The organism is Enterobacter sp. I4, from assembly GCF_022669095.1.
In the GTDB taxonomy this organism is placed as follows: domain Bacteria; phylum Pseudomonadota; class Gammaproteobacteria; order Enterobacterales; family Enterobacteriaceae; genus Enterobacter; species Enterobacter pasteurii.
In genome coordinates, this window is sequence record NZ_JALBUO010000003.1 from 466638 (window position 1) to 481537 (window position 14900).

General features: G+C 59.3%; 14 protein-coding genes. 4 read left to right on the plus strand and 10 right to left on the minus strand.

The features are described 5' to 3' along the window. Window positions 1–21 precede the first annotated feature (21 nt). Both bioA and MOQ06_RS21460 read left to right on the plus strand, forming a co-directional pair. The gene (bioA, locus tag MOQ06_RS21455; protein WP_242174752.1) at window positions 22–1329 is read left to right on the plus strand and encodes an adenosylmethionine--8-amino-7-oxononanoate transaminase; all 1308 of its coding nucleotides are present in this window, start codon (window positions 22–24) and stop codon (window positions 1327–1329) included. A 48-nt stretch (window positions 1330–1377) separates the two neighbouring features. Beyond that, window positions 1378–1854 (plus strand): kinase inhibitor, encoded by a 477-nt coding sequence (locus MOQ06_RS21460; protein WP_014169213.1) that lies wholly within the window; start codon window positions 1378–1380, stop codon window positions 1852–1854. A 137-nt stretch (window positions 1855–1991) separates the two neighbouring features. On the opposite strand, the gene hutH is transcribed toward MOQ06_RS21460, so the two are convergent. The 5 genes from hutH to hutI form a co-directional block, all read right to left on the minus strand. Next, window positions 1992–3512: a histidine ammonia-lyase gene (gene hutH / locus MOQ06_RS21465; RefSeq protein WP_193356712.1), complete on the minus strand. Its 1521-nt coding sequence runs from the start codon at window positions 3510–3512 to the stop codon at window positions 1992–1994. Continuing rightward, window positions 3509–5197, minus strand: coding sequence for a urocanate hydratase (hutU, locus tag MOQ06_RS21470; RefSeq protein ID WP_242174755.1), 1689 nt, complete (start codon window positions 5195–5197; stop codon window positions 3509–3511). Before hutU ends, hutH begins: the two co-directional genes overlap by 4 nt. A 127-nt stretch (window positions 5198–5324) precedes the next feature. Further along, complete coding sequence (locus tag MOQ06_RS21475; RefSeq protein WP_242174757.1) at window positions 5325–6059, minus strand: histidine utilization repressor; 735 nt, start codon at window positions 6057–6059, stop codon at window positions 5325–5327. A 19-nt stretch (window positions 6060–6078) separates the two neighbouring features. Further along, window positions 6079–7017 (minus strand): formimidoylglutamase, encoded by a 939-nt coding sequence (gene hutG / locus MOQ06_RS21480; RefSeq protein WP_242174758.1) that lies wholly within the window; start codon window positions 7015–7017, stop codon window positions 6079–6081. Continuing rightward, a complete protein-coding gene (gene hutI / locus MOQ06_RS21485) occupies window positions 7014–8237 on the minus strand; it encodes an imidazolonepropionase (RefSeq protein WP_242174759.1) in 1224 nt (407 codons plus the stop codon). Before hutI ends, hutG begins: the two co-directional genes overlap by 4 nt. Before the next feature lie 223 nt (window positions 8238–8460). On the opposite strand from hutI, the gene MOQ06_RS21490 reads away from it, so the two are divergent. After that, window positions 8461–9744 carry a putative acyl-CoA thioester hydrolase gene (locus MOQ06_RS21490; RefSeq protein ID WP_176610855.1) on the plus strand — a complete coding sequence of 428 codons (1284 nt, stop codon included), beginning with the start codon at window positions 8461–8463 and terminating at the stop codon, window positions 9742–9744. A 53-nt stretch (window positions 9745–9797) separates the two neighbouring features. Here the strand turns inward: MOQ06_RS21490 and tisB are convergent, their stop codons facing one another. Both tisB and pgl read right to left on the minus strand, forming a co-directional pair. Beyond that, window positions 9798–9887 carry a type I toxin-antitoxin system toxin TisB gene (gene tisB / locus MOQ06_RS22540; protein ID WP_148420784.1) on the minus strand — a complete coding sequence of 30 codons (90 nt, stop codon included), beginning with the start codon at window positions 9885–9887 and terminating at the stop codon, window positions 9798–9800. A 443-nt stretch (window positions 9888–10330) separates the two neighbouring features. After that, on the minus strand, window positions 10331–11326 hold the full coding sequence (gene pgl, locus MOQ06_RS21495) for a 6-phosphogluconolactonase (RefSeq protein ID WP_242174760.1): 996 nt from the start codon (window positions 11324–11326) through the stop codon (window positions 10331–10333). 119 nt (window positions 11327–11445) lie between these two features. Between pgl and MOQ06_RS21500 the strand changes: the two genes are divergently transcribed. Continuing rightward, window positions 11446–12264: a pyridoxal phosphatase gene (locus tag MOQ06_RS21500; protein WP_242174761.1), complete on the plus strand. Its 819-nt coding sequence runs from the start codon at window positions 11446–11448 to the stop codon at window positions 12262–12264. Here the strand turns inward: MOQ06_RS21500 and modC are convergent, their stop codons facing one another. Genes modC through modA form a run of 3 tightly spaced genes read right to left on the minus strand, consistent with a single transcriptional unit; the run spans window position 12265 to window position 14788 of the window. Beyond that, window positions 12265–13323 carry a molybdenum ABC transporter ATP-binding protein ModC gene (gene modC, locus MOQ06_RS21505; RefSeq protein WP_242174762.1) on the minus strand — a complete coding sequence of 353 codons (1059 nt, stop codon included), beginning with the start codon at window positions 13321–13323 and terminating at the stop codon, window positions 12265–12267. It lies immediately after the preceding gene. Further along, complete coding sequence (gene modB / locus MOQ06_RS21510) at window positions 13323–14015, minus strand: molybdate ABC transporter permease subunit (protein ID WP_148420788.1); 693 nt, start codon at window positions 14013–14015, stop codon at window positions 13323–13325. The genes modC and modB overlap by 1 nt, the downstream gene beginning before the upstream one ends. Next, window positions 14012–14788, minus strand: a complete 777-nt coding sequence (modA, locus tag MOQ06_RS21515) for a molybdate ABC transporter substrate-binding protein (RefSeq protein ID WP_242174764.1) — start codon at window positions 14786–14788, stop codon at window positions 14012–14014. Before modA ends, modB begins: the two co-directional genes overlap by 4 nt. Window positions 14789–14900: the final 112 nt, after the last annotated feature.

Below are 14900 nucleotides of genomic sequence, written 5' to 3' on the forward strand. Positions count from 1 at the left end.
GTAAACCTAAAACTTTTCAAAATGGTTTACAAGTCGATTATGACCCAGGACGATCTCGCCTTCGACAGACAGCATATCTGGCACCCTTACACCTCCACGACCCGTCCCCTTCCCGTCTATCCAGTGGCCTCCGCCCACGGATGCGAGCTGCATCTCGCCAGCGGCGAGCGGCTTGTGGACGGAATGTCCTCCTGGTGGGCAGCAATCCATGGCTATAACCATCCGCGGCTGAACGCGGCGATGAAGTCCCAGATTGACCGGATGTCACACGTGATGTTTGGCGGGATCGCCCATCAGCCTGCGGTCGATCTGTGCCGCCGTCTGGTAGCGATTACCCCCGACGCGCTGGAGTGCGTGTTTCTTGCCGACTCCGGCTCGGTGGCCGTGGAGGTGGCAATGAAAATGGCGTTGCAGTACTGGCATGCGAAAGGCGAAACGCGCCAGCGATTCCTCACCTTCCGTAACGGCTATCACGGCGACACCTTTGGCGCGATGTCGGTGTGCGATCCGGACAACTCCATGCACAGCCTTTGGAAAGGCTATCTGCCGGAAAACCTGTTTGCTCCGGCTCCGCAGAGCCGCTTCGACGGCGAATGGGACGAGATGGACATGGTGGGCTTTGCGCGGCTGATGGCGGCCCATCGCCATGAGATTGCTGCCGTGATTCTCGAGCCGATTGTGCAGGGCGCGGGCGGAATGCGGATGTACCATCCCGAGTGGCTGAAGCGCATTCGAAAAATGTGCGACCGCGAGGGCATTCTGCTGATAGCCGATGAGATCGCAACCGGCTTTGGCCGCACCGGGAAGCTTTTCGCCTGCGAGCATGCGGGGATTGCGCCGGATATTCTGTGCCTGGGCAAAGCGTTGACCGGCGGCACCATGACGCTCTCCGCCACGCTTACCACACGCCACGTTGCCGACACCATCAGCGACGGCGAAGCGGGCTGTTTTATGCACGGCCCAACGTTTATGGGCAACCCGCTGGCCTGCGCGGTGGCAAGCGAAAGCCTCGCCATTCTGGAGAGCGGCGAATGGCAGGCGCAGGTGGCGGCGATTGAGGCGCAGCTGAAACAGGCGCTGAGCGCGGCGGCGGATGCGCCATACGTGGCGGACGTCCGCGTGCTGGGCGCCATCGGCGTGGTCGAAACGACGCATCCGGTGAACATGGCCGCATTGCAGCGCTTCTTCGTTGACCAGGGCGTGTGGGTGCGGCCGTTCGGTAAGCTGATCTACCTGATGCCGCCGTACAGCATTTCGCAGGAGCAGTTACGCAAGCTCACGTCGGCGGTGGTTAAAGCCGTGACTATTCCGGCGCATTTCACGATTTAACCCTATGGGTTACACTTTGTGAACGAGTGACTCACGAGGGTAAACCGTATGAAAATCATCAGCAAAGACTTACGCGACGGCGAAAAGCTGCCGGAACGACACGTTTTTAACGGGATGGGCTATCAGGGAGATAATATCTCTCCCCACCTGGCGTGGGACGATGTGCCCGCCGGAACCAAAAGCTTTGTCGTGACCTGCTACGATCCGGACGCCCCGACCGGCTCCGGCTGGTGGCACTGGATTGTGGCAAACCTGCCTGCGGATACGCGCGTGCTGCCGCAGGGTTCCGGCTCCGACCTGGTTGCCCTCCCTGAAGGTGCAATACAGACGCGCACTGATTTTGGCAAAGCGGGCTACGGCGGCGCGGCGCCGCCGAAAGGGGAAACCCACCGCTATATCTTCACGGTGCACGCGCTGGACGTGGATAAGATTGAGGTCGACGAAGGGGCAAGCGGCGCGATGGTGGGCTTTAACGTGCATTTCCATTCGCTCGGGAGCGCATCGATTACGGCGATGTATTCGTAATCGTGCGGTCTGATGGCCCCTCACCCCAGCCCTCTCCCCAAAGGGGAGAGGGAACTTGAACACCCTCTCCCCAAAGGGGAGAGGGAACTTGAACACCCTCTCCCCTTTGGGGAGAGGGCCGGGGTGAGGGGAAAAAATCACAGCACCGGCGGCAGCAACCCCACCAGCCGTCCTTCTTCCAGAAGCTGCATCGCCTTATCAATATCCGGGGCAAAGAAGCGGTCGTCATCGTAGTGCGTAACGTGCTCGCGCAGCGCGTGACGCGCCTGCTCCAGCAGCGGGCTGGACGTCAGCCCTTCGCGCAGATCGATGCCCTGACACGCCGCCAGCCACTCTACCGCCAGCACGCCGCGGGTGTTGGCGGCCATCTCCCACAGGCGACGCCCGGCAGCCGGGGCCATCGAGACGTGATCCTCCTGGTTTGCGGAGGTGGGCAGGCTGTCCACGCTGTGCGGATGCGACAGCGCTTTGTTCTCGCTCGCCAGCGCCGCGGCGGTTACCTGGGCGATCATAAAGCCCGAGTTTACGCCGCCGTTGCGCACCAGGAACGGCGGCAGCTGGGACATATGCTTATCCATCATCAGCGCAATGCGGCGCTCGGACAGCGCGCCCACTTCGGCAACCGCCAGCGCAATATTATCCGCCGCCATCGCCACGGGTTCGGCGTGGAAGTTGCCCCCGGACACCACCTCATTTTCCTGCGCAAACACCAGCGGGTTATCGGACACCGCGTTGGCTTCCACCAGCAGCACCTCTGCCGCCTGACGCAGCTGCGTCAGGCACGCGCCCATCACCTGCGGCTGACAGCGCAGGGAATACGGATCCTGCACCTTCTCACAGTTGTGGTGTGAATCGGCAATGGCGCTGGTGTCGGTGAGCAGATGCCGGTACATCGCGGCGGCATCAATCTGGCCGCGCTGGCCGCGCACCTCGTGAATACGCGCGTCGAACGGTCGACGCGAGCCGAGCACCGCCTCGGTGGTCAGCGCGCCGCAGACCACCGCCGACGCAAACAGATCTTCCGCTTCAAACAGGCCGCGCAGCGCGAAAGCCGTCGATGCCTGAGTGCCGTTGAGCAGTGCCAGCCCCTCTTTTGCCGCGAGGGTGACTGGCGCCAGCCCGGCTTTCTTCAGCGCCTCTCTGGCAGGCAGCCACTCCCCCTGCCAGCGGGCCTGGCCCTCGCCCAGCAGCAGCAGGGACATATGCGCCAGCGGCGCCAGATCGCCCGATGCACCGACGGAGCCTTTTGCCGGGATCCACGGATAAACTTCTGCATTCACCAGCGCCATCAGCGCCTGGATCACGCTCAGACGAATGCCGGAAAAACCGCGCGCCAGGCTGTTGATTTTCAACACCATCATCAGGCGGACAATGTCGTCGTCCAGCGGCTGGCCAACGCCCGCCGCGTGCGACAGCACCAGCGAACGCTGTAAATTCTCCAGATCGTGCGTGGCAATGCGGGTCTGGGCCAGCAGGCCAAAACCGGTGTTGATGCCGTAAGCGGTGCGCCCTTCAGCCACGATGGCCTCGACGCACGCCACGCTGTCGTTAATCGCACGGTGGGCGCTTTCATCAAGCGTGAGCGTGACCGGCTGGCGCCAGACGCGACGCAGCTGTTTGAGCGTCAGCGAGCCGGGAGTAACAGTTAAGGCGTTCATGCAGGCTTTCCTTGTGTGGCGGTAATCATCGGCAGGTTCAGTCCCTGCTCTCTGGCACAGTCAATGGCAATCTCGTAACCCGCATCCGCATGGCGCATTACGCCCGTCGCCGGGTCGTTGTGCAGCACGCGGGCAATGCGCGCGGCGGCTTCATCCGTTCCGTCACAGACGATGACCATCCCGGAGTGCTGGGAGAAGCCCATCCCGACGCCGCCGCCGTGGTGGAGAGACACCCAGGTTGCGCCGCTGGCGGTATTGAGTAGGGCATTCAGCAGCGGCCAGTCGGAGACCGCATCGGAGCCGTCGCGCATGGCTTCGGTTTCACGGTTCGGGCTGGCGACGGAGCCAGAGTCCAGGTGGTCGCGACCAATCACGATCGGCGCGGAGACTTCGCCGCTGCGCACCATTTCGTTAAAGGCCAGGCCGAGCTTTTGCCGCCACTCCAGCCCTACCCAGCAGATGCGCGCCGGCAAGCCCTGAAAGCTGATGCGTTCGCGGGCCATGTCCAGCCAGCGGTGCAGATGCTCGTCGTCGGCGACAATCTCCTTCACTTTGGCGTCGGTTTTGTAGATATCCTCCGGATCGCCGGACAGGGCAACCCAGCGGAACGGCCCTATGCCGCGGCAGAACAGCGGACGAATATAGGCAGGCACGAAGCCGGGGAAGTCAAAGGCATTGCTGACGCCCATCTCTTTTGCCATCTGGCGGATGTTGTTGCCGTAATCAAAGACCGGAATGCCCATCCTGCTGAAGGCGAGCATCGCGGATACGTGTTCCGCCATCGAACGCTTGGCCGCCAGCACCGTGCCCTCCGGATCGGAATCCGCTTTTTGCTGGTACGTTTCCCAGCTCCAGCCTTTAGGCAGATAGCCGTGCAGCGGATCGTGGGCGCTGGTCTGGTCGGTAACGAGATCCGGGCGCACGCCGCGCGCCACCAGCTCAGGCAGAATATCCGCCGCATTGCCGCACAGGGCAACCGACACCGCTTTGCCTTCGGCGGTGTAGCGCTTAATTCGCGCCAGGGCGTCGTCAAGGTCGGTGGCCTGCTCGTCCACGTAGCGGGTGCGCAGACGGAAGTCGATGCGGCTCTGCTGGCATTCGATGTTCAGCGAGCAGGCTCCCGCCAGCGTTGCGGCCAGCGGCTGCGCGCCGCCCATGCCGCCCAGACCGGCGGTGAGCACCCAGCGGCCCTTCAGCGAGCCGCTATAGTGCTGGCGGCCTGCCTCCACGAAGGTTTCGTAGGTGCCCTGCACGATGCCCTGGCTGCCGATGTAGATCCAGCTGCCGGCGGTCATCTGGCCGTACATTGCCAGCCCCTTAGCGTCCAGCTCGTTGAAGTGCTCCCACGTCGCCCAGTGCGGCACCAGGTTGGAGTTGGCAATCAGCACGCGGGGCGCATTTTTGTGGGTTTTGAATACGCCGACCGGCTTGCCGGACTGCACCAGCAGGGTTTCGTCGTTTTCCAGATTCGTTAAAGACTCAACAATGGCGTCATAGCACGCCCAGTTGCGCGCGGCGCGGCCAATGCCGCCGTAAACCACCAGCTCGTGGGGGTTTTCTGCCACCTCAGGATCGAGGTTGTTCATCAACATGCGCAGCGGTGCTTCGGTGAGCCAGCTTTTTGCAGTGAGGGTGGTGCCGCGCGCGGCGCGGACGTCCTGCTTGCGGTATTTATCTGACGACATTGTGTGTTCCTTATAAGGGACAGGTGATGCATTTAGATATACTTGTATAGACAAGCACACACAAGGCCGGATTTAACAGAAAAGATACAATTTTGCTATATTGCGTTAGCGATCACGCTTATCGATCTTATGACATAAAGTGGCCCTGCAGCCGGTAGCGATTCCCCGGGAACAGCAGCTTCGCGTGCGACACAATTTGCGAGGATGACCAGGTACGGCGGCGGATCAGCAGGCAGGGATCGTGCTCTTTAATGCGCAACAGCTCGCATTCCTGCGGCGTGGCGCGCACCGCCTCCACAATATGCTCCCCTTCCGTCAGCGGGGCAACGAGGGAGAGATACGCATGCGGCGTCGTTTGCGTGTAGTCCTGGTTCAGATAGTCCGGGATCAGCCCGGCGTTAACGCAGCGATCTTCAATCTGTACCGGAACGTCGTTCTCATAGTGCACCATCACCGAATGGAAGATGCGCGTGCCCTCCTTCACGTTCAGCTCAGCGGCCTGCCCGGCGCTGGCCTGCGTCTCCTCAAGCACCAGCACTTCGCAATGGTGCTGATGATGACGGGCGGTAATTTCATCGGCAATGCTGCGGATTTCAAACAGCGCCGATTGCCCTTTTGGCTCGGCCACAAAGGTTCCGACCCCCTGCAAACGCACCAGCAGCCCTTCATCGGTAAGTTCGCGCAGCGCACGGTTGATGGTCATGCGGCTAAAGCCAAACTGCGCCACCAGCTCGGCTTCTGACGGAATGCGGTCGTGCGGACGCCAGACGCCCGCGGCGATTTTTTCACTGATCGCCTTTTTCACCTTTTCATAAAAAGGTGCGGGCGGGCTGGCCGGTTGCTGCGGTGAGCGTGAAAACATGCTGACTCCTGTAATGTTGTTATGCCCACCAGTGAGCAATTTGCCAGGCCAGTCGGGCGGCTAGCTTCGCGCCCTGACCGTCCCGATCGTAGTGCGGGTTAAATTCCACGAGATCTGCCGCCTGTAGTTTACCGCTTCGGCAGATACGCTCAATCACCGGCAAGAGATCCAGGGCCGGAACCCCCAGCGCCGCAGGGGCCGACACGGCGGGCATTTCTGCGCCGGGCAGCACATCGAGATCGATAGTGAGATAAACCCGGTCTGCCCCCGCGAGCACGCGGTCCAGGGAGGATAACGCATCGCGGCGAAAATGCAGATCTTCCACCAGCGTTACGTTTAGCCACTCGGCTTCATCCCACAGCGCCTGCGTATTCGCCGCACGGCTTACGCCCAGGCAGGCGTAGTGAAACTCGCGCGACCGGGACGCGCAATAGTGCGCCAGCTGGCGGAACGGCGTGCCGGATGTCGCCCGCTCAGCCTTGCGTAAATCCAGGTGCGCATCAAGGTTGATCGTCGCAACGCGTTCAGCGGCAAAGGCATCAAGCACGCCGCGCCCGTGCGCCCAGGCGGTTTCATGTCCGCCGCCGAATACCAGGGTTCGCATCCCGGACTGCTGGCACGCGGTTACCGCATCGCTCAGCGCCCGCTGTGCCGCCTCCAGGGCGTTGCCTTCAACATAAACAGAGCCCATATCCACCAGCCGCGCGTGTCCCTGATGGCTTGCCATATTCGCCAGCGCGCCGCGCAGCACGTCGGGGGCCTGCGCGGCTCCGGGCCTGCCCTGGTTACGCTTTACCCCTTCATCACATTCAAAGCCCATCAGGGCGATGCCTGACGGCTCGGGGGAGAAGCGTTCACGCTGCCGTATCGTCTGGAAAAGGCGCTTTGCGGTGCTGGACTCGGCGCTGTCGTCACGCCCCTGCCAGACCTGCGGAGAAACGGGATGCCACAGCTTCATGCTATCTGCCCCCGGAATACGCGATGATATAAGGGATTACGCCCCGGCTCGTAAACCATCTCAACCGGATGATTTGCTTCCCAGACGACAAAGTCGGCCACGTAGCCCGCCTTCAACTGCCCGTGCGTCGCGCCGCGCCCCAGCGCCTGCGCGGCATGGCGCGTCACGCCTGCCCAGGCTTCTTCCGGCGTCAGGCCAAACTGGACGCAGGCCATATTCATCGCCAGATGCAGGCTGGCAAACGGGCTGGTGCCCGGATTGTAATCGGTGGCTACGGCCATCGGCACGCCCTGTTTTCTGAGCTGCTCCACCGGGGGACGCTGACGCTCCTGAAGAAAATAGAACGCCCCCGGGAGTAATACGGCGACCGTGCCGCCGTGCGCCATCGCCTGGATCCCCGCCTCATCAAGGTACTCAATATGATCCGCGGAAAGCCCCCTGTAGCGGCTGACCAGCGCCGCGCCGCCCTGGCTGGAGAGCTGCTCTACGTGCCCTTTAACCGGGATACCGAGCGCGGCGGCGGCCCGGAACAGGCGTTCGGTTTGTGCCGGGGTAAAGCCAACGTTTTCACAAAACACGTCCACCGCTTCAAAGAGTTCTTTTTGCCAAAGCGCGGGGACGATCTCCTCACAGACCAGCGTCATATACGCGTCCGGATCCTGCCGGTACTCAGCAGGGACGGCGTGCGCCGCCAGCAGCGTCGGGCTGATGTCCACCAGGTTGTTCAGGCCGAGCTGGCGCGTAACCAGCAGCATTTTCTCTTCGGTATCGGCATTGAGCCCGTATCCCGATTTGATTTCAACGGTCGTTACCCCTTCGTTCATCAGGCGCCGGAGACGCTGCTGCGCCAGAGCCAGCAGGGTTTCCGGTGAACTGTTGCGGGTGGCCGTGACCGTGGCGTTAATCCCGCCCCCCTGGGCGCTAATGGTCTGATACGATACGCCGTTAAGCCGCTGCTCCCATTCCGCCGCGCGGTCGCCGCCGAACACCAGGTGGGTATGGCAGTCGATCAGGCCGGGAGTGACCAGACGCCCGTTGAGATCGACACACTGGCGATGCCCGGAGGGGACCTCTGATTCAGGAATAACGTCCAGAATCGTTTGGCCACGCACCACGAGAGCATGCTGCTCTTTCAGGCCATACGGTTCCGGTTCGCCTGCAACCAGGGTTGCCAGTCGGGCATTTCGCCATATCACATCGTCGGGATGAATCTGCTGCATGTGCCTTCCACTTGTCATGGGTTGTATAGACATTTATTTTCATCTGCCGCCGACTGTCAACCGCCCTGAGGAAAAATGTTATTTATTTGTGATGACTTTCCCGTCCCCTCCGGGCAAAAGTGCAACTTTTCCCCTTTTTATCTTCCCGTTTCGCTCAACTTAGTATAAAAAAGCAGGCTATTTCGTCTATCCAGATAAGACTTGCATACCCAGGAGCATTACCTTGACTATTTCCAGGATTTCCCGTCTGGCGTTGGCACTTGCCTTTGGCGTGACTTTATCCGCGTGCAGCTCAACACCACCGGATCAGCAACCCTCTGAGCAGGTTGCTCCGGGCACCGCTTCCCGCCCTGTTCTGTCTGCGGATGAAGCGAAGAATTTCACCCGTGCGCACTATTTCTCGTCGATGGATCCAAACGCTGCCCCGTGGACGCCTTCTTCTATTAACCTGCCGAAACAGCCAGACTTCGTTGTTGGCCCGGCCGGGGCGCAGGGCGTCACGCACACCTCTATTCAGGCAGCGGTCGATGCGGCAATCACCAAACACAGCGCATCTCGTCAGTACATTGCGATCCTGCCGGGTGAATACGAAGGCACCGTGTACGTTCCGGCGGCCCCTGGCAGCATTACCATTTACGGCCTGGGCGAAAAAGCGGTCGACGTAAAAATTGGCCTGGCAATTGATTCAGAGCTCGACGGCGCGGCCTGGCGCCATCTGGTGAACCCGGCGGGCAAATACATGCCAGGCAAACCGGCGTGGTATATGTTTGATAAATGCCAGAGCAAGCGTGCCGCCACCGTTGGCGTGATGTGCTCGGCGGTATTCTGGTCCCAGAACAACGGCCTGCAGTTACAGAATCTGACCATTCAGAACACCCTGGGCGACAGCGTTGACGCAGGTAATCACCAGGCCGTGGCGCTGCGCAGCGATGGCGACAAGGTACAAATCAACAACGTCAATATTCTTGGCCGTCAGAACACCTTCTTCGTCACCAACAGCGGCGTGCAGAATACCCTCCAGAATAACCGCCTGACGCGCACCCTGGTTACCAACAGCTACGTTGAAGGTGATGTGGATATGGTGTCCGGTCGCGGTGCGGTGGTGTTCGAGAACACCGACTTCCGCGTGGTGAACTCGCGCACTCAGCAGGAAGGTTACGTGTTCGCGCCGGCCACGCAGTCCAACCTCTTCTATGGCTTCCTGGCCGTTAACAGCCGCTTTACGGCTGCCGGTGACGGCGTTGCGCAGCTTGGCCGCTCGCTGGACGTGGACTCCGCCACGAACGGTCAGGTGGTGATCCGCGACAGCGTGATTAACGAAGGCTTTAACGTGGCGAAACCGTGGGCAGACGCGGCGATCTCCAAACGTCCGTTCTCCGGCAACACCGGCACGGTGGATGATAAAGAGAAGGTGCAGCGCAATCTGAACGACGCTAACTTCAACCGCATGTGGGAATACAACAACCGCGGTCTGGGTAGCAAGGTGGTTGCCGAGCCGAAGCAGTAAAATAAGCGTAAAAGGGGGATTTTTAATCCCCCTTTTTACTGCGACTGGATACGTCAGGTACCGAACTTAAGAAACGCATCCAATAGTTGCATAATTGCAACCATGAGTTGCAGGAACAGAATTGCCCATTCCACACCGCTCATACGCCACTCCTTTGGTATAGAGCACTTCTCCTCTGGCTTACCTTTCCGCTGCCTGTCGCCCGAGGTGTGTTGGTTATGTTTTGATGTGCTCCGCAGTTTAGGCACTGTCGGCACCACCCGACAGCCAGGACTTAAAAAGGATCCTGAATTGCGGAACTGCAACACATCAAACCAACGCGCAGAATAATATCAGACCATCACTGTACATAAAAACAGTTGTGGCGAGTTTAGGAATTTATAAAGGGCAATCATATAATCTACTGATTTTATTACAGATATAGAGTTACCATCACGTCATAATTCCTTTTTTAGGCTGATGATGAATTTACATCATCCTAAGCCAATATTATGATGACCGCGTTGGTTACGTTTTGATGTGCTCACCCGGCTACCACCGGGCGTAAAAAAACCTCGCATTTGCGAGGTTTTTTGCTTTCTGCGGATCAGTGCGCGTTAATCACAACCCACATTGGCCCCTGGCCGACCGCATAGCGTCCTTTCTCTTCCAGTAGCCCCTGCACGCCCTTGATCTCATAAAGCGCGATGTGGTGGGATTTCTGCCCCGCCGCAATCAGGTATTTGCCGCTGTGATCGACATTAAAGCCGCGCGGCTGGGTCTCTGTCGGCTGGAAGCCCTCAATCGCCAGCACGCTGCCGTCTTCAGAGACGCTAAATACGGTGATCAGGCTGGAGGTACGGTCACAGGCATACAGGTGACGGCCATCCGGCGTGATATGAATATCGGCCGCCCAGCGGGTGTCGGAGAAGTCAGACGGCATCATGTCCAGCGTCTGCACGCACTCAATCTGACCGTTAGGATCTTTCAGCTCCCACACGTCTACCGAGCTGTTTAGCTCGTTTACCACGTAGGCATACTGCTGATTCGGATGGAAGACCATATGGCGCGGGCCTGCCCCTTCCACGGTGGTCACTTCCGCCGGGCTTTGCTCGACCAGATGGCCGTCTTCGCTCAGGGTGAACAGACAGATGCGATCCTGCTTCAGCGCCGGGACCCACAGCGTGCGGTTATCCGGGGAGATGTTAGCTGAGTGGCAACCTTCGAGCCCTTCCACCACGTCGACCGTTTCAACCGGAATACCGTCTTCCAGGCGGGTGACGCTCACGCAGCCTGCATTGTAGGAGCCGCTGAAGATAAAGTTGCCCTTATGGTCGGTAGAAATATGGGTCGGGCTGCCCGGCAGCGGTGCTTCTGCGGTATAGGTCAGCGCGCCATCATCCGGGGAGATGCGGTAGGCCAGAACGCGAAATTCCGGGCGCACGCCGACATAAAGAAAACGTTTATCCGGGCTGACGACCATCGGCTGAACCTGGCCTGGCACATCAACAACCTGAACCAGCGTAAGCGAACCTTCTGTATTCAAACGCCAGACATGGATCTGCTGACTTTCAGGACTGGCGGTATAAACGGTTTGTTTCATGAATACTCCTGATTATTTTTAACGGTGAATGCTGAATTGTAGTTCGGGATTTTGCAGGGATCCGCTCTCGGTGTACCATCCCGACAGGCCTTAAATTCAACATTAACCCGGAAGAAAAAATGACCTCGCGAGTGATTGCCCTGGATTTAGACGGAACACTGCTTACCCCTCAGAAAACCCTGCTCCCCTCTTCTCTTGAAGCCCTAAAAAGAGCCCAGGAAGCGGGGTATCAACTCCTCATCGTAACGGGTCGACATCACGTTGCCATTCATCCTTTTTATCAGGCACTGGGCTTAGATACACCTGCAATTTGTTGTAATGGCACCTATTTGTATGATTATCAGGCGAAAAAGGTTTTAACGTCCGATCCGCTTCCCGTTTCTCAGGCGCTGCAATTGATTGATTTACTGGATGAGCACGCGATTCACGGCCTGATGTACGTGGATAACGCCATGATGTATGAGCGCCCGACCGGCCACGTGATCCGCACCAGCAACTGGGCGCTGTCCCTGCCGGAAGCGCAGCGTCCGGTGTTCACTCAGGTATCTTCCCTGCGCCAGGCGGCGGAGGATGTCGATGCCATCTGGAAATTCGCCCTGACCGATGAAGACACCACCAAACTTAATACCTTCGCTAAACATGTCGAGCACACTCTGGGCCTGGCATGCGAATGGTCGTGGCACGATCAGGTAGATATAGCCCGTAAAGGCAACAGCAAAGGCAAACGGCTGACCCAGTTCGTTGAGTCGCAGGGCTGGTCAATGCGGGACGTGATTGCGTTTGGCGATAACTATAACGACATCAGCATGCTGGAAGCTGCCGGCACGGGCGTGGCGATGGGCAACGCCGATGATGCGGTGAAAGCGCGGGCTGACGTGGTGATTGGCGAGAACACCACGGACAGCATCGCGCAGTATATCTATACCCACCTGCTGTAATCAGGCGGTGATGGAGACGCTCTTGATTTGCGCGTAGAGCCACAGGCCAGGCCTGATGCCTAACTCATCCCTGGCCCACGGGCTGATGCGCGCCCACAGCGTTCTGCTGCCCACCTCCAGCTGCACTTCTACCTGACCGTTATCGTCAAAACACTGCGCCACTCTGGCGCGCAGTATATTGCGGATGCTGGTTTGCAGCGGCGGTTGCAGCACCAGAGAGACGTCCGACGCCTGAATGCGGATCCGTAAGGTCGACTGTAGCGGCGTGTCGATTTTATTGACCCACAGATGCTGATCGCCCAGCGCCAGCGCGGTCATCGCATAGTGCGGATGGTGTTCCAGCACGCACACCTTCAGAATGCTGCTCTGCTGCTCCTTTGGCAGCCACGGATGCATGACGCTGCTGCCCCACACCTCTTCCAGGTTGCCAAAGGCCTTCACGCCGCCCGCTTCCAGCACCAGCACTTTGTCGGCCAGATGTAAGATCTCGTCCAGCGAATGGCTGACGTACAGCATTGGAACGTTGATTTCACGCGCCAGACGTTGCAGATACGGCAGCAGCTCGCGCTTGCGCGGAATATCCAGCGAGGCCAGCGGTTCATCCAGCAGCAGCAGTTCCGGCGCGGTTAACAAGGCGCGGCCAATCGCCACGCGCTGTTTTTCACCGCCCGACAGCGAAGACGGCAGGCGATCCAGCAGCGGCTCGATGCCCAGCAGCGCCACCAGCTTATCAAACTGTCCGGCCATGCTTTTCGCCATACCGTAGCGCAGGTTGCCGCGCACGCTGTAGTGTGGAAACAGGCGCGCGTCCTGAAACACATAGCCGATGCGGCGCTTCTCAGGTGCAAGGCAGATCTTCTTTTCTGCGTCATTGAGGACGCGGTTATTCAGCACAATGCGGCCGGACTGAGGACGCGTCAGGCCGCTAATCGCATTAATCAGCGACGTTTTACCCGCCCCGGAAACGCCAAAAATGGCGGTGATGCCGCTGGCAGGCAGCGTTTCGTTCAGCGTCAACGTGTGGTTGCCCAGAGTCTGGGTAAAGTTGAGTTCCAGCATCACTGTTTCCCCATCCGTTCACGGCTGAGGCGCGCCAGCCACTCGGACACCAGCAGCGAGACCAGGGCGAGCACGATCGAAATAATGCATAACCGGGCCGCCGCTCCTTCGCCGCCCGGCGTCTGAATCAGGGTATACATCGCCGACGGGATGGTACGCGTCTCGCCCGGAATGTTTGATACAAACGTGATAGTTGCACCAAACTCGCCCAGCGAACGGGCGAAGGCCAGCACCGTGCCGACGATAATGCCCGGTAACGTGAGCGGCAGCGTGATGGTCAGAAACACCCGCCAGCGGCCTGCGCCCAGCGTGCGGGCAGCCTGTTCTAACCGGATATCAACCCCTTCCAGCGCCAGGCGGATGGCGCGCACCATCAGCGGGAAGGACATTACCGCCGCGGCAAGCACCGCGCCGCGCCAGCTGAAAGCAAAGGTGAGTCCAAACCAGTCGTACAGCCATTCACCGATAAAACCGCGCCTCCCCATCGAGACCAGCAGCAGATAGCCGACCACCACGGGCGGCAGCACGAGCGGGAGATGAAGAACGCTGTCGAGCAGGGCTTTGCCTGGAAACTTCACGCGAACCAGCAACCAGGCAAAGAACACCCCAAAGGGCAAGCTCAGCGCAACCGCCAGGGAAGAGACTTTCAGGCTCAGCAGCACGGCCTGCCATTCAGGTTCGGTCAATATCATTCGTGAGTCGTAAATCCGTAACGTTTAAAGATCGCGGACGCTTCCGGCCCCTTCAGGTAATCAACGAAGGCCGTTACGGTCGCTTTTTTATGTCCATCAACTATCGCAACAGGATATTCCACTTTCTTATGCGAGTCTTCCGGGAAGGTGCCCACCACCTTCACGCCTTTACTGGCAACCGCATCAGAGCCATACACAATCCCGAGCGGGGCTTCGTTACGCTCTACCAGCGCCAGCGCGCCGCGCACGTCTTCCGCAGGTGCCAGCTTCGGCGACAGCGTCTCCCAGGCGCCCAGCTTTTGCAGCGCTTCCTTCGCATAAATCCCGGCCGGGACATGCGCGGGATCGCCTACCGCCAGACGGCCGCCGTTGAGCAGACGGGTCCAGTCCGTCTGTTTGTTAATGGTGATGTCGCCCTGCCTGCTGTTTGCAGGCGCGATCGCCACCAGGCTATTTCCCAGCAGGGTTTCACGGGTGTCCGTTTCAACAGCCTTTTTCTCAACCGCGTAATCCATCCATTTCTGATCGGCAGAGATGAACAGATCGGCAGGCGCCCCGGCTTCAATCTGGCGGGCCAGCGTGGAAGAGGAGGCAAACGACGAAACGACCTCAACGTTTTTCTCTTTTTTGTATACCGCGGCAATATCCTGCATCGCGTTAGTCAGCGACGCCGCCGCAAAGACCGTGATTTTTCCCTCATCTGCCAGCGCGTGCCCGGTGAGTGAAAGCGTCAGCGTTGCCCCTGCGAAAAGGCGTACCCATGAACGTGCCATTTGAAGCTCCTGTGCGTATCGTTATATAAAAATAAATATAACGATATATCACAGGCGTTCCTAGCGCTAAATCGTACCGATTAATGAGTAAGCTCAAGGAAAGTTGTAAATG